Annotated in this window: 19 protein-coding genes; 7 read left to right on the top strand and 12 right to left on the bottom strand. The window is 58.7% G+C overall.

Going from position 1 to position 20,563, the window contains the following annotated elements; translation table 11 throughout:
- Positions 1-3: 3 nt before the first annotated feature.
- Together BM035_RS14175 and BM035_RS14170 are read left to right on the top strand one after the other, a co-directional pair.
- On the top strand, positions 4-996 hold the full coding sequence (locus BM035_RS14175) for an ABC transporter substrate-binding protein (protein ID WP_008171175.1): 993 nt from the start codon (positions 4-6) through the stop codon (positions 994-996).
- Positions 989-2,932, top strand: coding sequence for a HAMP domain-containing hybrid sensor histidine kinase/response regulator (locus BM035_RS14170; protein ID WP_008171178.1), 1,944 nt, complete (start codon positions 989-991; stop codon positions 2,930-2,932). Before BM035_RS14175 ends, BM035_RS14170 begins: the two co-directional genes overlap by 8 nt.
- 38 nt (positions 2,933-2,970) lie before the next feature.
- Here the strand turns inward: BM035_RS14170 and gorA are convergent, their stop codons facing one another.
- The 11 genes from gorA to gspE form a co-directional block, all read right to left on the bottom strand.
- Positions 2,971-4,332 (bottom strand): glutathione-disulfide reductase, encoded by a 1,362-nt coding sequence (gene gorA, locus BM035_RS14165; protein WP_008171181.1) that lies wholly within the window; start codon positions 4,330-4,332, stop codon positions 2,971-2,973.
- A 26-nt stretch (positions 4,333-4,358) separates the two neighbouring features.
- Complete coding sequence (locus tag BM035_RS14160; RefSeq protein WP_008171182.1) at positions 4,359-5,030, bottom strand: GNAT family N-acetyltransferase; 672 nt, start codon at positions 5,028-5,030, stop codon at positions 4,359-4,361.
- A gap of 56 nt (positions 5,031-5,086) precedes the next feature.
- Positions 5,087-5,617, bottom strand: coding sequence for a type II secretion system protein GspM (gspM, locus tag BM035_RS14155; protein WP_092032693.1), 531 nt, complete (start codon positions 5,615-5,617; stop codon positions 5,087-5,089).
- Positions 5,618-5,620: 3 nt separating this feature from the next.
- Positions 5,621-6,925: a type II secretion system protein GspL gene (gene gspL / locus BM035_RS14150; RefSeq protein ID WP_008171184.1), complete on the bottom strand. Its 1,305-nt coding sequence runs from the start codon at positions 6,923-6,925 to the stop codon at positions 5,621-5,623.
- A gap of 2 nt (positions 6,926-6,927) precedes the next feature.
- Positions 6,928-7,932, bottom strand: a complete 1,005-nt coding sequence (gene gspK, locus BM035_RS14145; RefSeq protein ID WP_008171185.1) for a type II secretion system minor pseudopilin GspK — start codon at positions 7,930-7,932, stop codon at positions 6,928-6,930.
- 6 nt (positions 7,933-7,938) lie between these two features.
- Entirely contained in the window at positions 7,939-8,718 is a 780-nt protein-coding gene (gene gspJ / locus BM035_RS14140) for a type II secretion system minor pseudopilin GspJ (protein ID WP_008171186.1), read from the bottom strand.
- Entirely contained in the window at positions 8,715-9,089 is a 375-nt protein-coding gene (gene gspI, locus BM035_RS14135; RefSeq protein WP_092032690.1) for a type II secretion system minor pseudopilin GspI, read from the bottom strand. Before gspI ends, gspJ begins: the two co-directional genes overlap by 4 nt.
- Complete coding sequence (gene gspH, locus BM035_RS14130) at positions 9,086-9,616, bottom strand: type II secretion system minor pseudopilin GspH (protein ID WP_092032688.1); 531 nt, start codon at positions 9,614-9,616, stop codon at positions 9,086-9,088. Before gspH ends, gspI begins: the two co-directional genes overlap by 4 nt.
- A gap of 6 nt (positions 9,617-9,622) precedes the next feature.
- On the bottom strand, positions 9,623-10,075 hold the full coding sequence (gspG, locus tag BM035_RS14125; protein ID WP_008171190.1) for a type II secretion system major pseudopilin GspG: 453 nt from the start codon (positions 10,073-10,075) through the stop codon (positions 9,623-9,625).
- 67 nt (positions 10,076-10,142) lie between these two features.
- Positions 10,143-11,354 carry a type II secretion system inner membrane protein GspF gene (gene gspF / locus BM035_RS14120; protein WP_092032685.1) on the bottom strand — a complete coding sequence of 404 codons (1,212 nt, stop codon included), beginning with the start codon at positions 11,352-11,354 and terminating at the stop codon, positions 10,143-10,145.
- Positions 11,355-11,357: 3 nt separating this feature from the next.
- Positions 11,358-12,866, bottom strand: a complete 1,509-nt coding sequence (gene gspE, locus BM035_RS14115) for a type II secretion system ATPase GspE (protein WP_092032682.1) — start codon at positions 12,864-12,866, stop codon at positions 11,358-11,360.
- 166 nt (positions 12,867-13,032) lie between these two features.
- On the opposite strand from gspE, the gene BM035_RS14110 reads away from it, so the two are divergent.
- The 5 genes from BM035_RS14110 to BM035_RS14090 all read left to right on the top strand — a co-directional run bounded on the left by BM035_RS14110 (position 13,033) and on the right by BM035_RS14090 (position 19,256).
- Positions 13,033-13,683 carry a type II secretion system protein N gene (locus tag BM035_RS14110; protein ID WP_092032680.1) on the top strand — a complete coding sequence of 217 codons (651 nt, stop codon included), beginning with the start codon at positions 13,033-13,035 and terminating at the stop codon, positions 13,681-13,683.
- An 8-nt stretch (positions 13,684-13,691) separates the two neighbouring features.
- The gene (locus BM035_RS14105) at positions 13,692-14,354 is read left to right on the top strand and encodes a transglutaminase-like cysteine peptidase (RefSeq protein ID WP_008171198.1); all 663 of its coding nucleotides are present in this window, start codon (positions 13,692-13,694) and stop codon (positions 14,352-14,354) included.
- Positions 14,355-14,477: 123 nt separating this feature from the next.
- Complete coding sequence (locus tag BM035_RS14100; protein ID WP_092032677.1) at positions 14,478-16,082, top strand: FAD-binding oxidoreductase; 1,605 nt, start codon at positions 14,478-14,480, stop codon at positions 16,080-16,082.
- A gap of 26 nt (positions 16,083-16,108) precedes the next feature.
- On the top strand, positions 16,109-17,707 hold the full coding sequence (locus BM035_RS14095) for a glycerol-3-phosphate dehydrogenase/oxidase (protein WP_092032674.1): 1,599 nt from the start codon (positions 16,109-16,111) through the stop codon (positions 17,705-17,707).
- The gene (locus BM035_RS14090; protein WP_092032672.1) at positions 17,697-19,256 is read left to right on the top strand and encodes an FGGY-family carbohydrate kinase; all 1,560 of its coding nucleotides are present in this window, start codon (positions 17,697-17,699) and stop codon (positions 19,254-19,256) included. The genes BM035_RS14095 and BM035_RS14090 overlap by 11 nt, the downstream gene beginning before the upstream one ends.
- Here BM035_RS14090 and BM035_RS14085 read toward each other — a convergent pair.
- Complete coding sequence (locus BM035_RS14085; protein WP_008171203.1) at positions 19,237-20,457, bottom strand: D-amino acid dehydrogenase; 1,221 nt, start codon at positions 20,455-20,457, stop codon at positions 19,237-19,239. The genes BM035_RS14090 and BM035_RS14085 overlap by 20 nt on opposite strands.
- Between the last annotated feature and the right edge of the window lie 106 nt (positions 20,458-20,563).

Raw genomic sequence — 20,563 nt, 5'->3', positions numbered from 1 at the left:
GGTATGGAGCGAAGTACAGGCAAGGCAGATCAAAAACGGTCCATATGTGGAATCCGGAGTCTTTTCCCCAAGACCCTGTGCATTCTGCTGCTGACCGTTTTTTCCGTGTTTTCCGGCGCCCAGGAATCGCAAGGCCAGGAATCGCAAGGAAGAGTGGTTTACTTTGCGGGTTCGGGCAATGCCCCTCTCGACCAACACCTGATTCAGCTGCTGAGAGGAGAGCTGGCTCCAGCAACATCCCTGATAGAAATTACTGATGATCAGCTGGCCACCCTTGATTCCGGGCCGATCATCAGCGTGGGGCCCGCCGCCTTCTCCCGGGTCCGTCAGGCAAACCGCTCGGCACCCATATTGGCCATGCTGGTGGACAAGTCCTTTATCTCGGGGTTTGCAGAGCGGTCTCCGGGCCAGATCACCGGGGTGCTGTACAACGTACCCCTGATCCGCCAGGCCCTGACAGGGAAAGCCATCCTGCCCCAGGCCAACAAGATAGCCCTGCTGGCAACCGCAGACTCGGTGGAACTTTACGAACCGCTGATTGATGAGCTACCGGCCTATGGCATGTCGGCCAGAATATTTCTGGTAGAAAGCAACGACAACCTGATCTCAACACTTGTCCGGGCCCTGGGTTATGGAGATTTTCTGTTGGCCGCCCCAGACAGTGCCATATACAACCCCAGAACCATCAAACATATTCTGCTGACCGCCTACCGCCGTAACCAGATCGTCATCGGCCCCACTCAGGCTTATGTCAAGGCAGGCTCCCTGGCCTCCAGTTACGCTCCGTTCCCTGAAATGGTTGAGATGGCTGGCAGCTTTTTATCGACCTTTTTCGAAACTGGTGCATATCCGGAACCCTCGTATCCGGAAGAGTTTCGGGTCGAGGTCAATGCCCAGGTTGCACGTTCTCTGAACATTCCCTTGCCGAGCCGTGAGGATATTGCCACACGGGTGGATCGACAATTAGCGATTAATGGGGAGGCGTCTGATGAATAACAGCCACAGACAACAGCGCCCCATGTCCCGAAAGCTGCTGCTCCTCGGAGCTCTGCCAGCCATAGTCATGTTTATCGTGCTGATGGTGTTCTTCACGTCTGTGCGCCTTGAGGATGCGCGCCGGGATCTCTCCGACAGCAGCCAGATGCTTGCCGACAGCCTCGCCCCTGCCCTGGAATACGCCGTTGTCTCTGGCAACACTCTGGCACTGGACCAGATCCTTTCCCAGTCGCTGCGTCGCAGCAAAGCCGACTGGATCCGGGTTTCTGACGTTATGGGAGACCAACTCGGCTTCGTTTCCCACGAACCGATCAACCCGGGTGAAACACCCGAGCGCTACCAGATCTACGAAGCCGAGATTCTCCAGCAGCCCCTGGAATTTGGTTCGGAGCGCACTGCGGAGTGGTTTGAGCCAGACTATGGCTTTGGTTCCGGTTCTCTGAGGGTTGGCACTGTTCAGGTTGGCGTAAGTCAGGATGTTCTTGCCGAAAGGCGGCAGGATATTCTCTGGACATCGATCGCCGTTGGCGTGGCCCTGCTGCTGTTCAGCATTCTGATCATCAATCATTTCCTTGGAGCAATTCTGGCACCGATACGGGACCTCGCCGGGCGAATCGGTCAACTCACCGATGGTGACTACCAGGAACGTCCCCTGAATACTCACCAGAGTTCGAAGGAGATCGTTGCCATTGAAGAGCAACTCAACCAGCTGGCTCATCACCTGGCCGGCCTGAAAACAGCACGGGACCAGACCCTCGCCGCCTCCGAAGGTGCCCGGGAAAAGGCCGAGATGGCAAATCAGGCAAAATCCGAATTTCTGGCAACCATGAGCCATGAGTTGCGTACGCCCCTGAACGGGGTGCTTGGGATGGTCGATCTGATCCAGGAAGAACCGCTTACCCAACGCCAGCGCGAATACCTCAACACTGCCCGCCAGTCCACCGAGGATCTGTTGACCGTCATCGGGGACATCCTCGATTACTCGAAGATGGACAGCGGCACCCTGAAGCTCGACAGCCAGGAGTTTAACCTTCGGGAACTGATTTCCAACTGCACCGCCACCTACCGACACCTCGCCGAGCAACAGGGCCTAGCCCTCAACCTCAAGTTCTTTGGCGACTGGCCGGACAACCCCGTTGTCATCGGTGACCCCGCACGTCTGCGGCAAATTCTGGCGGGGCTGGCTGACAACGCCATCAAGTTTACCGGCGATGGCTTTATCAATATCCAGGCGGGCTTTTTCGCCCTGGAAGACAACTGCATCATTCTGAATTGCTCGGTCAGCGACTCCGGGTCCGGCATTCCGACCGAGCGCCTTCACGACATTTTCAACTCCTTCGAACAGGTCGACGGCGGAAACAGCCGGCTATACGGGGGCACCGGGCTTGGCCTGTCCCTGGTCCAGCGGCTGGTTGAACTCATGGGCGGGCACATTCAGGTGGAAACGGATCTGGGTAAGGGTTCCTCGTTCCGGTTTGAGCTGCCCTTCGAGTTGGCGGATCGACCCATCGATCCCGAGCCGACCGGGACACCGCCAAGGGAAACGATTAATGGCACCAGCCACGCCCTGGTGGTGGAAGATAACCCGGTAAACCAGCGCGTTGCCACGGCTATGCTCAAGCGATTGGGTTTCCATACCGATTCCGCCAACAACGGCAAGGAAGCACTGGACAGGGTGACCACTAACCACACAGGCTACGACATCATATTGATGGACTGTCAGATGCCCGTGATGGACGGATACGAGGCCACCCGCTATATCCGGGAATGGGAGCAGAGCAACGCGCAGATTGGGACACCGATCATTGCACTAACGGCAGACGTTCTGCCCGGCACGGAAAAGAGTTGTCTCGATTGTGGCATGAACGACTATCTGGCCAAGCCTGTTCGCAAGGAAATGCTCCGCGAAGTGCTCAGCCGCTGGATCAAGCTCTAGAAAGGTTCCGGCGCCCAGAACCGGACGCCGGCACTGAATCACGCCACCGGTTCGCGCATGGTGACAAACTCTTCGGCAGATGTCGGATGAATGCCCAGGGTAGAATCAAACTGGGCCTTGGTCGCACCAGCCTTGATGGCAACCGCCAGCCCCTGGGTAATCTCACCAGCGTCCGGACCCACCATGTGGGCACCCAATACTCGATCAGTCTCGTCGTCTACCACCAGCTTCATCAAGCTCCGTTCGTCACGACCACTGAGGGTGTATTTCATCGGGCGGAACTCCGAACGGTAGATCCGCAGTCGATGCCCCGCTTCCCGGGCCTCTTCCTCGGTCAGCCCAACCGTTCCGATGTTTGGCTGGCAGAATACGGCCGTTGGAATCGCCGAATAGTCCATTTCGCCTTTGCCATCGCCGAATAAACGTCTGGATAGCACCATGCCCTGTGCCAGGGCAACCGGCGTAAGCTGAGGAGTTCCAATCACATCACCCAGCGCAGTAATTGAGGGCACGGCAGTCTGGAAGTGATCATCCACGACAACATGCCCCGAGGCGCTGAGCTGAACGCCAAGATCAGTCAGACCAAGACCGTCAACCAGGGCACGACGGCCGGTTGCCGCCATCACCAGGCCAGTCTCCAGGGTTTCGCCATTGTTAAGTTGAACCCGGTAATGGGCATTTTCGGCCTCAACCGATTCGATGGTCACCCCGAACTGCAGGTTTACGCCTTTTTTCCGCATTTCCTGTTCGGTAAACCGTCGGATGTCGCCATCAAACCCGCGCAGGAACAGATCACCGCGATACAGCAAGGTTGTATCAACACCCAACCCGGCCAGGATGCCGGCAAACTCTACAGCGATGTAGCCACCGCCCCAGACCACGGCCTGCTTCGGCAGCTGCGGCAGGTAGAACATCTCGTTGGACGTAAGAATGCATTCCTTGCCGGGCACATCCGGAATCACCGGCCAGCTGCCGGTGGCTATCGTGATGTGTTTGGCCCGATAGGAGGTATCCCCGACCACCACGGTATTGGCGTCTGACAAGGACGCCGTTCCTTCGATGATGGTCACACCGGCGTTTTCCAGCAACCGGCCATAAATGCCATTCAGACGCTCGATCTCGGCATTCTTGTTGGCAACCAGCTTCGGCCAGTCGAAACTGACATCGTCGAGTGGAACCTGCCAACCGTAGCCGGCTGCATCTTCCAGCTCATCGTGAACGTGAGCGCCGTACACAAACAGTTTCTTGGGCACGCAGCCAACGTTTACGCAGGTTCCGCCAAGATACCTGGATTCAACCACGGCCACCCTGGCGCCCCGCTGGGCAGACATCCGCGCGAGGCGAACGCCGCCGGAGCCGGCTCCGATAACGATCAGATCAAAATCCTGCTGGTCAGACACAGCTTCTCCCGTTACACATTTTAAAATCAGGTTTGGCCGGAGGTGGCCGTTTTGGTTTCCGGATGCACTTCCCTGAACAACACGTGATCTTCGAAATCGCCGAGCTGAATCTTGCCAAGGCTCCGGAAGCCCTCGGATTCGTAAAACGGCAGATAACGGTTGTTACCCGTATCGAGCACCAACCCGCTGCCACGCGGGTTCTCGGCACAGAGTTTTTCAACGGTTTTCAGCAGCAAACGGCCGTAGCCGCGATTCTGGTATTTGGGATTAACCCCCATCATGGGCAACTGATGCGCCAATGGTTGTGGCAACATGTCGCGAATTTTCTCGTGGTAGTCCAGATACCGACGTGTAGAGGCAAACCCCGTCGTCAGCACCATACGAATCCGCCAGCTGATCTGATCAGCCAGGTTCATCCTTAATTCGGGATCCCCGATGAACGCAACGGCCACAAGCGTGTCGTCAACCATCACGCCAATGGCATCCTGTTCGAGCTCAAAATAAAGGTCTATCAGCTCCCTTATGGTCGCCCTCACCCTCTGATCGTAGCCGGGGCGCCGGTGATCAAACAGGTACTGGAACGTCGGTTCGTTCCGGTAGGCGTGAAACAGAATGGATCTGGCTTCGTTCCGCGCCGTTTCGTCCAGGCGAACAATGGCTGGCTCGGATTTGTTCTTGTTGTCGCTGCCGTTACTCATCGCTTCCCTCTCCTGCGTCAGTTCCGGACAAAAGGCCCGGAATCTGGTTTTCAGAATCAGATGGCCAGTGTGAGACGAACGGAAACCCGCCCTGGCTCACTGGCCCTGTCCATGGCCGCCTGGTCAATGACGACACCATGGTTGCCATTCAATCGCTCTAACCAAGCGGCAACCTCTGCAAAAGGCACATTCTCAAGCCAGACTCGGATGGCGTCTTCACCGCTGGGCTCAAAGCGCTGAAGTGACAGACCCGCCTCCCCGGCGGAACGGGTCACCAGCGCCATCAGGGCACGGCCATCCGCAGGTTTGTCTGCCGACGCCGTGGTGCTGGCACCGCCTGTATTGCCAAGACGCTGAATTGTCCGCTGGTTTGCCTGCATCCAGGCCAGCAATTCGCCGGCATTGTCTCTGGCAGCTTCCGCCTGGTCGTAGAACCCGGCCGCCGGTCGCCAGACGGAAAAATACAGAAGGCCAAGAAACACAGCGATGGCCAGCACCACCAAAGCCTGCTGGTCGCGACGGGGCAACTGGTCATACTGAGCAATGAGTTTGCCGACCGCCGGCTGATCCTTGATTCGGGAAAGCATACCTTAACCTCCTGAGACCGTCAGGCGGCCGCGGGCGCCGCTCGCTTCGTTCACCACCGAACCAATCTGCGCCTCCAGCCCCTGGTTCGCGAGGCCGTTGCGCAGAGCGCTCAAACGGTCATAACTATCGGCTCTCACGTCTACGACCAGCTCACCCCGTGAGCGGCTGTAATTCACTGAATTGAAATTCACTCCCTGGCTGCCCGGCAAACGGGAATACTGTTGTCCGGTGTATTTCATCAGGGTAATAAAGTCCACTTCCGGCCCACTTGCGCCGGCAACCCGCAACTGGCCTTCGATCACGCGCCGGACGTTGCCGGCATGGGTACGCCGGTCATTCGGAAACGCATCGCGATAGATTGCCATGGCCTCGTTTCGCAGTTTTTCTGCCTGATTCTGATAGTAGAATCCCATTCCGGCATTCAACGCCACCTGAACCACGAACCAGACGGCGGCAACTGCGATGAGGGGTTTCCATGGTTTGAGCGGACTCGCCTTGCCCGATTTGGACGAGAACATGCCCTGGCACAGGTTTACCGGTTCGCACAGATGATGGTGATGGGCGTAGGCCAGCAGTTCCAGAGGCATGAGTTCAAGAACTTCCTTGCGAACCGCAAGCCGACCAGAACCGTTCAACTCCGAGATGGCCGATTGCTGGAGATCAAATTCTTCAGCGGTGCCGTAAAGCGTGACCGGAATTTCAGCCACCACTTCCTCCGCAGACGGTGCAGCCAGCGTGTGAGCAAACATTCCCAGGTTCGCAGACTGCATACTCAGCCACTCACCGCGTTCGCTCACCATCATTGCCGTTTCGCCATCCAGGCAGACCGACCAGCCGCCTTCGGTGCGCGGCAACAATGAGGCATCCGGAAAAATCGCTTCCAGGCGAACATGCTCCCAGCCGCTGAACAGATTCACCCACTGCCCCATCCGTTCGCGATCAATGGCCGCTACGCGGTAGCCGTGATCGGTATGGGCGCCCAGCGCCAGATGAACAGAATCAATGTCCTGGGCAATCTGCTCCTCGACAGCGTAGGGCAACGCCTGATTGATAAAGCGGCTTTGCTTCGCGGGAATATCAGCCAGACAATAAATCGCTTCTTCGCCGGGGATAAGGCCGATCAACAGAACATTATCCAGTGCATTCTGGCCGAGGGTATGCTCGATGGTTTCCCGACTGTCGCCTGCGCCGCGAGCCTGCGCATCGCCACTGGCATCGTGCAGGACCCAGTTGAACATCTGGGCACCGGGGTCCTGGTCAGCGTCCGCAAACGGCGGTATTGGGCGGACGTAAAGGCGATAAGACATGATTATCCTTCTGAAATTGTGAAAGGCTCTTTGGTGATTCGGTTTTTCTGCCCGATATCCCTGTTAACCGTCTGGACTTCGCCTTCCGGAGTCCGGAACACGGTACTGACCATATTCACGACACGGTTATCGTAGGTAATCCGCGAGGCAACTTCAAAAAACCGGGTCTGCAACCCCAGTCCAACCGACTTGAGCCCGAGCCCGGCGAACTCTGGTAACGCCAGAAAGTCCTGGAGGTTCTCGAACCGTTCCTCTTCCCGCTTCTCAAGAATAGACGCAGCCTGGGCGTCCGTCAGCTCTTCATGGAGAGAGCGGATCACCATGGCCGTCGCGGTGTTCACGTTGATCCCCGCACCATTTACAGGAAGTGCCGCCACGTGGGGCCGCAGGGCCCGATAAATCTCTTCGGTCATGCCTTCGATCAGGCGCAATTCGGTCACCGTGGTAAACGGCTGGTTGGCAGCCCGGTAACCCTGCTCAGCCATCAGATACTGGCCATCCTCTGCGCCGTACGCCGTGACGGTCTGGTCGTTGGGGTCGATCCAGTCCACCAGCGAATCCACGGAAACTGCAGTAATCCCCAGTGCGGCAAACAGCTGAACGAAACGATCTCTGACGATGGGATCCACCTGGCCATTGGCGCCGACCAGGTCGTTCAGATTAAGCCGGCCTCCAAGGTCGTCAATCTGGACCTCAGCCACACCATTGTCATCCAGCGGCAGAACGGCTGCATTGGCGGCCCAGAACTCGTCAAGGCTATCGACCATCAGGTTTTCTTCCTTGTCCTCGTCATAATCCCTGCGCAGGATCTGGCGGGCGAACGCCTCGGCGCCAAGTGCGATACTCTGGCCCTGCTGTTGAGCCAGATAATGTCCCGCCTTGAACACTCGCAAGCTCTGCTGCTGGGTCATCCCCGAAGCAAGCATGACCACCAGAGCCATGGCCAGCAGCACCATGATCAGAGCAACGCCGCGCTGACGATTCGATAACCTCGGGGTCTGGCCCATCGCTACCTAGCCTCCCTGCCCCGTTGCACCGGTATTCTCTCCGGTTTGTTCTCCGGTAGCCTCTTCTTCTGTGCTTTCTTCTTCCGCTTCGCTGGCAGCCTGGTTGGCCTGGTTTACTGCACCCTGGGCAACGGCCGGATCAAAATCCGGTAATGCAAAGGTCCGCACCAGCGTTCCAAAACGCTCATGTTCCAGAGTCACTTCCATGCCCAGCGGCAGTGGAATATCAGGGCGGCTACCCGGGGTCAGTCCGGCCATCACCTCATCGGTTGGCCATTGCGGTTGCCAGCTCCGGTTGGCATCCAGAAACCTTATTTCCAGGCGCTTTACGCCTTCCAGCAGCAGCACGTCGCGGCTGTCATCTTCCTGGCCCTGATCCACCATGGGCCAGTACCGGCGCCGCAGTTCGCTGCCAGTATATTCCCAACCGACACGCTGCAGGCCACTGCGGCGAATGCCCAGGGGGTTACGCCAGCCCTGCCGGGTCAGCAACAGGGAAAAGTCGTCCGCACGGCTGGAGAGCGCTGGCTGGAAATCCCCGTAAATGTCCCTGGCCGGCCGGTTGACCACCTGCATGATATCCCGCTCAAGCAGGAGCATGGACCGCTGCAAACCGTCGAACTGTTCCGCCAGTTCGTTCACCCGATCGCGGGAATTGACCACTCCGTTGATAACCTGCCAAACGCCAAGCCCGATAACGGCGGTGATGGTAACCGCGATCAAAACCTCCAGCAGGGTAAAACCACGTTGTTGCGGATGGCAGCTGTGTGCGGACGGGAACCTCATTGTGCCCCCACGAAAGCCGACAGGGTATGGATCGGCTCCGGCGTCGCGCCTTCCTCGCGATAACGGGCAACCGCAACCTCCACACGACGCATCTTCGCCTCGGCGGTTGCAAGAATCGCGGTGGTCACCCGCCAACGATACGGCCCGAAGTCGGTATCCTTGGAGTTCTCGGAGATGCCCGGAATGTTTTCCTGCAGTCGAATTTCGTTTATTCGGTTATCTGCCAACCAGCTCGCCAGGGTTTTGTCCCGAACCCGTTCGTAACTGGAAATGTACTGGCTTCCAACTTCGGCCGCAGCCGTTGCAATCAGGCCGAACACAAGCAGGGCAATGAGTACTTCGATCAGGGTAAACCCTTTCTGCGTCCTCACCCGCTGCTCCCCTCATCGCCCGGTTTGCGCCAGTCCATGGGCGACACCCCATCCGAGGCCAGAACGTGCATCGTGTCTGACCCGTTTCCGATAGTGAACTCAAGCTCGAACGGCGTTGTCTCGCCACTGGAGAAAAAAACGACGTCCGGCAACAGGGTATCTTCGGATGATGCCAGCCTGGGCGCGTCGCTTTCGATGAACTCGGTGACAGTGAGCCACTCCGGCAGGCTCCGGGCCCGGAACATACGCTCACCGGAGGCCTTCCAGTCGCCAGTCTGATCCTGGTAAGCCACGAACTGGTAGCCGTCTTCCTCCAGCTTCAGGCCCAGCTCCAGGTTATTCAGAACCGCCTGCTCCGAGGCTGTCTGCATAAGCAGGTACAGCTCCCGGACCTCATTTTCCAGTTCGCGCTGCTGGGAGCTTCCCCCCATGGTAAACACGGCAAGCGAAGCCAGCAGACCCACAACCACCAGGACCACCAGTATTTCAATCAGGGTGAAACCGGTCTGTCGGGATCTGACCTGCACAGTGATTTAGCCCTCGGTGTCCCAGACGCTGATATCCGCAGCGTCGCCGTCGCCACCTTCCTGGCCGTCAGAGCCATAGGAATACAGATCGTAGGGACCTTCGGTACCCGGGCTTACGTACTGGTATTCAGAACCCCAGGGATCCTCCGGCACGCTCTTCAGGTAACCGTCGGAATTCCAGTTCTTGGGCTCCGGGCTGCCACTTGGCTTGGAAACCAGCGCCTCAAGACCCTGCTGGGTGGAGGGATAATGGCTGTTGTCCAGGCGATAAAGGTCCAGCGCATTGGCAATGTTGCTCAACTGGGTTTCCGCCACGGTGACCTTGGCCTGGTCACTCCGACCCATGATGTTTGGAGCCACGATGGCCACCAGCAGGCCCAGGATCACCATCACCACCATGATTTCAATCAGGGTAAAGCCGCGGTTACGGTTGCGTGAATTGAGGTTCTTGGTCGTCATTGTCTCACTCGTTATTGGCATGGATTGCTTTGGTCCGGGCTCGTCAACTGACGCTCCGGCGCGGGTTTCATCCCACGAGATTACTCATATTCAGAATCGGCAGCATGATGGCCAGCACGATGATCAGCACCACCACGCCCATCACCAACAGCATCATCGGCTCGAACAGCCCCACAATCGCAGCTATCTTTGATTGGAGGGTGTTTTCCTGCATGCGCGCGGTTCGTTCCAGCATGCTGTCCAGCTCACCACTGGCCTCCCCGCTGGCGATCATGTGCAGCATCATCGGCGGAAAATACCCGGTCTGATCGAGGGAACGGTGCAATGAGCCGCCTTCGCTGACCTTTCTGGCTGCGTCCCGCAGTTCCTGCCGCAGAAAATCGTTGGATAACACCTCACCGGCAATGCGCATTGCCTCTACCAGCGGCACGCCACTGGTCGTCAGTATGCTGAGGGTGCTGGCATAGCGGGCAGTGTTAACGCCACGAACCATCCCTGAAAACAAGGGGAGATGTAACAGACGTTTGTGAAACCGCAGTCTAAACCCGGGCTTGGTCAGGAAAAAGCGGAACACCATCAATGCGGCGACCAGCAGTATAAATAGATAGACACCGTAATCCGCCAGAAATTCCGACACCGCAAGCATGGCCATGGTCAGCGTTGGCAGCTCCTGCCCCTGCTTCAGAAACACATCAATGATATCCGGCACCACGTAGGTCAGCAGGAACACGACGATGGCGATGGCGACGATACTGAGAATGATGGGGTAGATGGCCGCCAGCTGAATTTTCTGGCGAGCCTCCTGACGATTTTCCGTGTAATCCGCCAGCCGGTTCAGAACCAGATCGAGATGGCCGGCGTGCTCACCGGCAGCAACGGTAGACCGGTACAGCCTCGGGAATGCCCGGGGAAACTCACCAAGGCTATCCGCCAGGGTGTACCCTTCCATGACTTTCGCGCGAATGGCGATCAGCATGCTGCGTATTCTGGGTTTCGGTGACTGCTGAGCGGCCGCCGATAGCGCCTGCTCAATGGGAATGCCGGACTGGATCAGGGTTGCCAGCTGGCGTGTAACCAGTGCCAGATCGGCCGCGGCCAGCGAACCCCGGCTGCTCAGGGGATTGCTTCTGGCCTGTTTCTCGGCGGCCGGCTCGACGGCCAGCGGCGTGAGGCCTCGCTCCCGAAGTTGCTGGCGAACGGCTCTCGGCGCATCGGCTTCCACGACACCTTGTTTTTGCTTGCCTCGGGAATCGAGCGCCTTGTATTCGTATGCTGGCATGGTTTACTGACCCCGGTGCGTAACGCGGAGTACTTCTTCCACCGTGGTCACACCATCCAGGATTTTCTGCACGCCGTCTGCGTGAATACTGGGCCCATGCTGGCGAGCCACCTTTTCCAGGTCCAGCTCCCCGGCACGTTTGTGGATCAGAGAACTGATTTCCTCGGAGATCTCCACCACCTCATAGATACCAATACGCCCACGGTAACCGAGCTGGTTGCAATGGCTACAGCCGGTTGCCCGGTAAATGGTCGGTGGGTTGGCAGGATCCCGCTGCAGAAACTCGCAGTGCTCTTCCGTGGGTGTATACGGCTCCCGGCATTCCTTGCACAGAACGCGCACCAGCCGTTGGGCAACAATGCCCACCAGGCTTGATGAAATCAGGAAGGGCTCGATACCCATGTCCATAAGCCGGGTAATCGCGCCAACGGCGGTGTTGGTGTGCAACGTGGAGAGGACCAGGTGGCCAGTCAGACTCGCCTGTACGGCAATTTCTGCCGTTTCCAGATCCCGGATCTCACCGATCATGACCACATCGGGATCCTGACGCAGGATGGCACGAAGACCCCGGGCAAAGGTCATGTCCACCTTGGTATTCACCTGGGTCTGGCCGATGCCGGGCAGGTTATACTCGATGGGGTCCTCAACAGTCAGGATGTTGCGGCTACGATCGTTGATTTCCTGGAGCGAGGCATAGAGCGTGGTGGACTTACCGGAACCCGTAGGGCCAGTGACCAGCAAAATGCCATAAGGCCGGTAAATCAGCTTGCGCAGAACCTTCAGGTCCTGCCCCGCCATGCCAAGGGATTCCAGCCGTATGGCACCTGCCTGTTTGTCGAGCAAACGCAGAACCACGCGTTCACCGCTAGAAGACGGCATGGTCGACACACGAATATCCACTTCCCTACCAGCGACCCTCAGCGCAATACGGCCATCCTGGGGCACCCGTTTCTCAGCGATATCCAGCTTCGCCATAACCTTGATCCGGGACACCAGCAGCGGGGCCAGTGCGCGCTTGGGCTCTACCACTTCACGCAACACACCATCCACCCGGAAGCGAACCACAAGGCGCTTTTCATAGGTTTCAATGTGAACGTCCGAGGCGCTGGTTTTCACTGCTTCAGTGAGAATGGCATTGATCAGACGGATGATTGGAGCATCGTCTTCCTGCTCCAGAAGATCCTCGGTTTCCGGCACGGAGTCAGCGAGTGAGGCCAGGTCCATGTCATCGCCGATGCCTTCCACCATCTGCATCGCTTCCGCAGAATCGTTCTGATAGGCGGAATTCAGGGCCTGGTCGAAACGGTCCGGATCGATGGTGGCAAAACGGGCACGACCGCCACTGATACGGTTCGCTTCCGCCAGCGCAGAATGGGACGCACCGGGCCGAACCAGAATAACCGGCTCACCGGCGTCCGAACGGGTCAGGATTACTCCGTTGCGCTTGGCAAAAGTAAACGGAAGACGGCCCAGCGGAGCATCCTGCGGCTGAAGTTCAGTGTCTGTGGTCAAGGTCGTCCTCGTTCGTGAAACCCTTTTCGATTCAACTAATTCAGAAAGGCTACCACAGGATATGGACCCGCTGAATAACTCTATACACTATACTCCCAATAAAACGTTGCAGTCTGATAACCTGTGAGCTTTTTCCCGGCCCACAAACTTGCATTCAGGATGATCAATGCTCCTAAACAATGAACGGTTTCCCCTGATTCTCGCGCTCGTGGCAGGGGCGGCCATGGTCGCCCTGACAGCCTGGCAGGGTTACCGTTTCTGGCAAATGGAAGGCCAGCAGGGACAGTACGATAACGTGCAGCCACTGGTCTCCGACCCGGCCGCCGGTCGTGAGCCACCCAGTGTGGACCTTTCCTCCCTGGATCTGTTCGGAGCTGCATCCGGCGAAAGCGAGCCGGTAGAAATGGATACCGAGAATCTCCCTGAAACCAACCTCCGACTGTTCCTTCGGGGCGTACTGGCCGCGGATGGTGATTTCCCGGGCAGCGCGCTGATCGAAGATGACAAAAGTAAAACCGAAGCCTACCTGGTGGGTGACGAACTGCCCGGTAATGCCACACTGCGCTCGGTACATCCGAACCGGGTGATCATTGAACGTTCCGGCAAACTCGAAAACCTCTACTTCCCGGAATCCGAAGACCGCAGCGGCATATCCTTTACGGCCGACCAGCAGGCAGAGCCTTCGCCCGCCGTCCAGCAGGCTGCATCCCCCTCACCCTCGAGAGCGCCCGCTTCCGCCACCAGCGATGAGCAGCGCCGGGAGGAAATCCGCCGGCGCCTTGAGCAGCTCAGGGAACGCCTACGGAACAATAGCTGAGGCGCGCTATGGAAACGGCCGCCCTTCAGATTCGCCGCCGTTCCACTCTTCTGCCTGCGTTATTGCTCGTGGTCTCTCTTGTGAGTGCCTTCGAGCTGGGCTCCCGTCTGATGAACTATGTTCAGGAAGAATTCGGAACCGAAGCCCACCAGCGCCTTGAAAACTGGCAGCGCCTGCATGCTCTTGCCGCAAACGCCCCCATCGACCGGCAGCTCCGGCTGGTGAACTCCTTTTTCAATCGAGTCACCTTTGTCAGCGATATCCGCCACTGGGGCGAGGAAGACTACTGGGCAACCCCGGTAGAACTGCTGACCACCAACGGTGGTGACTGTGAGGATTTCTCGATTGCCAAATACCTGACCCTCAAGTCCATGGGCGTGCCCGATGACCAGCTCCGGATCGTGTATGTCAAAGCGCTGGAACTGAACCAGGCCCACATGGTGCTGGCGTGGTACCCGGAGCCAGACGCCGATCCGTTGATTCTGGACAACCTGATAAATGACATTAAACCCGCCTCTCAACGCACTGATCTTGAACCTGTTTATAGCTTCAATGGTGAAGGCCTCTGGCTGAACCAGTCCGGCGGAGCGCGCACCCGGATCGGCGAAGCGGGCAAACTCTCACGGTGGCAGGACCTCAACAGCCGGCTGACGGAATCGCTCCGACCCTGAGAGGGTTGCCAAAGTCAGCCACTGGCGGCAAATGACAGGAACCATGGCGCCAAGCGACAGCGGCGAACGAAGCAGAGCCTATAGAATGCGCCACATTCGTTTTTAATCTGGAGAATAAAGCACATGCGACGCTGGAACGGCTGGGGCGACGAGGGATTCAATCTGGCAATGCCGGAACAGGGCCAGGACTTTCTGGCATCACGCATCGGTAGTGGCCGGCCTCTGGCGGACGCGACCCTGGATTCCGTTTGCGCCAAAGTACCGGAAACCCGCCTTACCCGGCCGGCAGATCTGGAATCACTGATCGATACAGGCCCGGAAGCGCGAGTGCGCCATGCCCGCGGCCAGAGTCTTGCGGACTGGCTGGCCATGCGCAGCGGCGAGTTTGGTGTGTTCCCCGATGGCGTGGCCTACCCTACCACCAGCGAAGAGGTTCAAACCCTGCTCTCCTGGGCCGCGGAACAACACATTCACCTGATTCCCTACGGTGGCGGCACCAGTGTGGCCGGGCACATAAATCCGGTGGATAAAGGCCAGCCAGTACTGACTGTGGACATGAGCCGGATGAATCGCCTGATCGACCTGGACACGGACAGCCAGATCGCGACGTTTGGTGCGGGAACACCCGGGCCACTCGTTGAGTCCCAACTCCGGGCCCATGGCTACACACTGGGGCATTTCCCTCAGTCTTTCGAGCTTTCCACCGTCGGCGGCTGGGTGGCCTCCCGATCCAGTGGCCAGCAATCCCTGCGCTATGGCCGCATTGAACAACTCTTTGCCGGGGGCCGGGTCGAAACCCTGAAAGGCACCCTTAACCTGCCCACCATACCGGCCTCCAGCGCCGGTCCGGATATCCGGGAAATGATTCTGGGTTCGGAAGGCCATATCGGGCTGATTACCGAGGTGAAGGTGCGGGTTACTCCGCTGCCCGAACACGAGAGCTTTCATGTGGTCTTTTTTCCGGATTGGGAGAGCGCCCGCACGGCCAGCCGCCTGCTGGTGCAGAACCGAACCCAGTTATCCATGCTCAGGCTCAGCAATGCCGTAGAGACCGAGACCCAGCTCGCGCTGGCCGGCCACCCCCGGCTTATCGGCATGCTCGAGCGTTTCCTTTCGCTGAGGGGCGCTGGTGAGGGCAAATGCATGATGACCTTCGGGATCACCGGCTCCCGACTGCAGACCCGAAACGCCCTGAAAGAGGCCCGAAGCATCTGCAAGGCCCAAAATGGCGTCTATACCGGCACGCGGCTCGGCGACAAATGGGCGGCCAAGCGTTTTACCATGCCCTATCTGAGAGAGGCCCTCTGGCAGATGGGCTATGCGGTCGACACTCTGGAAACGGCCACTGACTGGGACAACGTCCACAATCTGCTGGGTCTGATCGAGACCAGCCTGCGTGACGGGCTGAAAGACCAGAACGAGAACACCCATGTGTTCACCCACCTCTCCCATTTCTATAGCCAGGGCTGCAGCATTTACACCACCTATGTGTTCCGGGTGGGCGACAGCTACGAGGAAACACTCGCGCGCTGGCAAACGCTCAAAACCAGCACCTCCGAACTGATCGTGAACAACCGCGGCACCATCAGCCATCAACACGGTGTCGGTAAGGATCACGCCCCTTACCTGCCGGTGGAAAAAGGCGAACTGGGCATGTTGGCGATACGCTCCCTGTGCAGCACCTTTGACCCGGACGCGATCCTGAACCCGGAAACACTGGTCAAATGAGCGCAACGCCCAAAGGGAGCCCCAATATGAACCGGACTGACATTCTCAATGCGCTGCGCTCAGGGACCAACAAATTTGATGTGGTGGTGGTCGGCGGCGGAATTACCGGCGCTGGCGTGGCCCGGGAAGCAGCAGGCAGCGGGCTGCGCACGCTTCTGGTGGAACAGAAGGACTTTTCCTGGGGTACCTCCAGCCGGTCCTCAAAGATGGTGCATGGTGGCCTTCGGTACCTGGGCAGCGGGCATTACGGTCTTACCCGGGACGCCGTGCGCGAGCGGGAACGGTTAATGGCGGAAGCACCGGGGTTAATTGAGCCCCTGCGCTTCATCATGCCGCACTTTAAAGGCCAGTTCCCCGGACCGCGCCTGTTCCAGACACTGCTTCGGGTTTACGACTTTATTGCCCGCAACCGAAGCCGCCACTTTCTGACCCCGGCCGAATCCATGCTCTGGGTGCCGGGCCTGACGGGCGAAAAACTCGCCGGCGCCAGCGGTTTTACCGATGCAGTCACCGACGACTCGCGCCTGGTCCTGCGCCTGATTGCCGAAGCCCGGCGGGACGGAGCCATGTGCCTGAATTACACAAGAGCCGGTGAAATAAAGCGCAGCAACGGCGATGTATCCGGCTTGCTGATTCAGGCAGAGGAAAACGATACGCCCATTGAGGTCTTCGCGCCCCTGGTCATCAACGCCACCGGTGCCTGGGCAGATCGGCTGCAGTCCAGCGAGACCTCTGAAGACACCATGCACATCCGGCCCCTGCGTGGCAGCCACCTGGTGCTGCCCTGGTCCAGTCTGCCGGTGTCCTGTTCGGTTTCCCTGTTTCATCCGGAAGATGGCCGCCCGGTGTTTGCCTTCCCATGGCTGGGCACTACAGTTCTCGGCACCACCGATATCGACCATGAGGGCAACCTGGATCAGGAGCCGGTGATTTCTGAGTCCGAGACCGCCTACCTGCTTGAAATCGCCTCACGATTGTTTCCGGGCAGCCCCATTACCCGAAGCGACATCCTTTCAACCTGGGCCGGTGTAAGGCCGGTGGTAACCGATGGTACGGGTAAGGCGCCGTCCAAGGAAAACCGGGAACACGCACTTCGGGTGAATCGGGGGCTGGTCAGCATTGCCGGCGGCAAGCTCACCACCTTCCGGGTCATCGCCCGCGAGGCACTCGTCCAGGGGCTTGGAGAAGACGCCAGAAAGGTTCTGCGGCCCGCATCCAAACCGGTGTTTCAGGGCACAGATCACCCCTCAAGGCCAGCCACCATTAGCCACCAGTGCTGGCAGCGACTGCAGGGGTTCTATGGCCCCGAGCTTGATCAACTGCTTGCTTCGGGCCCACTGGAGCCTGTCACTCCAAATCGGGCTTCCGACCTGCTCTGGGCGGAGCTTTGCTGGGCGTGCCGAAGAGAAGATGTGCAGCATCTGGATGACCTGCTTCTGCGACGAACGCGGTTAGGCATGGTACTACCGAATGCGGGCGAAGCCCTTCTCCCGCAGATTCGTAACCACTGCCAGCCCCTGCTTGGCTGGGCTGACCAGCGTTGGGAGGAGGAACAGGCCCGCTACCTGTCGATCTATCACAACGCCTATTCGCTGCCACCCCAGGAGGCCTCCGATGCCAGCTGAGCCGCTCATCCTGGCCATCGACAATGGCACCCAGAGCGTTCGGGCGCTGCTCTTCGATACCAGTGGCAATCTGGTGGGCAAAGGCAAGCAGGAAATCGAGCCCTATTTTTCGAGAGAGCCCGGCTGGGCCGAGCAGCACCCGGACTACTTCTGGGAGCAGCTCGGGGAAGCCTGCCAATTGCTCTGGAACTCCACAGACGCGACACCGGATCAGGTTGCCGGCGTTACCGTGACCACCCAGCGCGGCACCGTCATAAATCTGGATGAAAATGGACAGCCTCTACGCCCGGCAATCATCTGGCTCGACCAGCGCCACGCAAAGGTCGAAGGCCCCGTCAGAGGGCCCTGGGGATGGCTGTTCAAAGTTGCCCGTCTGGCAGACACTATCAACCGGTTCCGGGAAAAAACCCAGGCCAACTGGATCGCTCAGAATGAACCCGAGATCTGGGCCAAAACCCGGCATTTCCTGTTGCTGTCCGGCTATCTCAACTACCGACTCACTGGAGAATTCCGGGACTCGACCGGCAGCCAGGTGGGATACCTGCCATTCGACTATAAAAAGCATCGCTGGGCCGGCCGGCGGGATTTCAAATGGCAGACGATGCCAGTCGAGCCTTCCATGCTGCCTGAGCTGGTTGCACCCGGCGAAACACTGGGCCATTTGACCGACGAAGCCTGCAAGCACCTGGGCCTGGCAAAAAGCCTCCCAGTAATCGCCGCAGCTTCCGACAAGGCCTGCGAAATTCTCGGCTCCGGCGGGCTGACACCCGATATCGGCTGTATGAGCTATGGCACCACTGCCACCATCAACACCACCAGCCAGCGTTACGTCGAACCGATCCGGCTGATGCCGCCCTATCCGTCTGCGTTGCCCGGCCATTACTCGACGGAGGTCATGATCTACCGGGGTTTCTGGATGGTGAGCTGGTTCAAGCGGGAGTTCGGGCTGAGAGAACAGAAACTGGCCGAGGAACGAGGTATCGAGCCGGAAGCGCTGTTCGATGAACTGGTCAAGGCAGTGCCACCAGGATCCATGGGCCTGATGCTTCAGCCCTACTGGTCACCCGGCGTGCGCCAGCCGGGGCCGGAAGCGAAAGGCTCGATCATCGGGTTCGGGGACGTTCACACCCGTTCCCACATTTATCGCGCCATCCTCGAAGGTCTGGCCTACGCGCTCAGGGAAGGAAAGGAAAAAATCGAGAAGCGAAGCGGCGTGAAGATCAGGAAATCGCGAGTGGCCGGCGGTGGCTCACAGAGCGATGCGGCGATGCAACTCACCGCCGATGTGCTCGGGCTGCCGGCCGAGAGGCCTCACACCTATGAGACCTCCGGGCTCGGCGCCGCCATTGATGCCGCTGTCGGGCTAGGGCTGCATCCGGATTTCGACACCGCCGTGGCGAAGATGACCCGGGTTGGCGACGTTTTTCATCCCAACGAAGAAACCCGGGCTCTTTACCAGCGGCTGTATTCCGAGGTTTATCTGAAGATGTACCCTCAGCTTCAACCCCTGTACCGGAAAATCCGCGAGATTACCGGCTATCCCCGGTAACGCTCTCAGCGACCAACTCAGCGGTAATCGCAGAGAGCGTCCAGCCCAGGTGACCGTGACCGGTGTTGTAGAACACGGTCGGCAGGCGACCTGGCCCAACCCTTGGCATCATGTTCGGCAGCATTGGCCGCAAGCCTGCCCAGGGCACTACCTTGCGAGTACAGACACCTGGGAAGCACTGCTCAACCCAACGGGTGAGCGGGCGGATGCGGTCGTCCTTGATATCGCGGTTGTAACCGCTGAACTCGGCGGTACCGGCAACCCGGAAACGACCATCGCCCAGGCGACTGGTGACGATCTTGGTAGCATCGTCCAGCAAGCTGACGGTTGGTGCCGCCTTTTGCGAGGCTTCGTCGTCCAGCTCCACGGTAATTGAGTACCCCTTAACCGGATAGATATTCACCCGGTCACCCAGCTTTTTCGCGAGCCCGCGGCTACCGACGCCGGCACAGATCACCACGCCGTCAAATGTGTCCCGGGACTGTTCGGTGCCATCGTGGGCGGTCACCCAGGCATTACGCTCATCGGCGCTCAGCTCGGTCACCGTGTGGCCATAACAGGTTTTAACGCCCAGCCGCTTGATGGCATCCGCCAGTCCATTGGTGAACTTGTGAATATCACCGGTGGAGTCACTCTCTGTGAAAAACCCGCCGTAATAGTTGCCGGCCAGGGTCGGCTCGATGGATTTCATTTCCTCCGGGGTCACCGAACGGCGCTCAAGGCCACCAGCCGCCAGCAGGCGCGATACCTTTTCAGCGTGGTCAAACCCGGCCTTGTCCCGGTAGATGTGCAGGATACCCTGCTTCTTCAGATCGAAATCGATGCCTTCTTCCTGCGCCCAGGCAAACAGGTGATCGCGGGCGGCAATAGCCAGGCGAGCGGTTTCCGTGGTGTTTTTCTCGTACTGGGGAATAGCGGCAATGAACTCGGCGAACCAGCTCAGCTTGTGCCAGGACGGCTTGGGATTGACCAGCAGTGGCGCATCCCGGCGGGACATCCACTTTATGCCCTTCATCACGGTCTGCCAGTTGTTCCAGACCTCTGCGTTGGAAGCAGAGAGCTGTCCACCGTTGGCGAAGGAGGTTTCCATCGCCGCATAGCGATGCTTCTCGTAAACCGTAACGTCAAGCCCGCGCTTGGCAAGGGTGTAGGCCGTGGTAATACCAGTGATACCACCGCCAATTACTGCGATTCGCTTCATTCCAATCTCCGTGAGCGCCAAGGGTTTCCTCCTTGCTCGAAATGGCAGAAAGCACCCCTTCCGTCACGGGACCTGAGAGATTCACGAGCCGTTTTAACGAAAACGG

Origin of the sequence: Marinobacter sp. DSM 26671 (genome assembly GCF_900112835.1) — a bacterium.
GTDB classification, from domain to species: Bacteria; Pseudomonadota; Gammaproteobacteria; order Pseudomonadales; family Oleiphilaceae; genus Marinobacter; species Marinobacter flavimaris.
The sequence above is the reverse complement of the archived record's forward strand: the minus strand, read 5'-3'. Positions and strand labels throughout refer to the sequence as shown.

Excerpts from the sequence above, each read along its gene's own strand:
- gspG (WP_008171190.1), bottom strand. The coding sequence starts at position 10,075 with ATGACGACCAAGAACCTCAATTCACGCAACCGTAACCGCGGCTTTACC.
- gspM (WP_092032693.1), bottom strand. The coding sequence starts at position 5,617 with ATGCTTTCCCGAATCAAGGATCAGCCGGCGGTCGGCAAACTCATTGCT.
- gspF (WP_092032685.1), bottom strand. The coding sequence starts at position 11,354 with ATGCCAGCATACGAATACAAGGCGCTCGATTCCCGAGGCAAGCAAAAA.
- gspJ (WP_008171186.1), bottom strand. The coding sequence starts at position 8,718 with ATGAGGTTCCCGTCCGCACACAGCTGCCATCCGCAACAACGTGGTTTT.
- BM035_RS14105 (WP_008171198.1), top strand. The coding sequence starts at position 13,692 with ATGGAAACGGCCGCCCTTCAGATTCGCCGCCGTTCCACTCTTCTGCCT.
- BM035_RS14175 (WP_008171175.1), top strand. The coding sequence starts at position 4 with ATGGAGCGAAGTACAGGCAAGGCAGATCAAAAACGGTCCATATGTGGA.
- BM035_RS14100 (WP_092032677.1), top strand. The coding sequence starts at position 14,478 with ATGCGACGCTGGAACGGCTGGGGCGACGAGGGATTCAATCTGGCAATG.
- BM035_RS14110 (WP_092032680.1), top strand. The coding sequence starts at position 13,033 with ATGCTCCTAAACAATGAACGGTTTCCCCTGATTCTCGCGCTCGTGGCA.
- gspL (WP_008171184.1), bottom strand. The coding sequence starts at position 6,925 with ATGTCTTATCGCCTTTACGTCCGCCCAATACCGCCGTTTGCGGACGCT.
- BM035_RS14090 (WP_092032672.1), top strand. The coding sequence starts at position 17,697 with ATGCCAGCTGAGCCGCTCATCCTGGCCATCGACAATGGCACCCAGAGC.
- gspK (WP_008171185.1), bottom strand. The coding sequence starts at position 7,932 with ATGGGCCAGACCCCGAGGTTATCGAATCGTCAGCGCGGCGTTGCTCTG.
- BM035_RS14170 (WP_008171178.1), top strand. The coding sequence starts at position 989 with ATGAATAACAGCCACAGACAACAGCGCCCCATGTCCCGAAAGCTGCTG.
- BM035_RS14095 (WP_092032674.1), top strand. The coding sequence starts at position 16,109 with ATGAACCGGACTGACATTCTCAATGCGCTGCGCTCAGGGACCAACAAA.
- BM035_RS14160 (WP_008171182.1), bottom strand. The coding sequence starts at position 5,030 with ATGAGTAACGGCAGCGACAACAAGAACAAATCCGAGCCAGCCATTGTT.
- BM035_RS14085 (WP_008171203.1), bottom strand. The coding sequence starts at position 20,457 with ATGAAGCGAATCGCAGTAATTGGCGGTGGTATCACTGGTATTACCACG.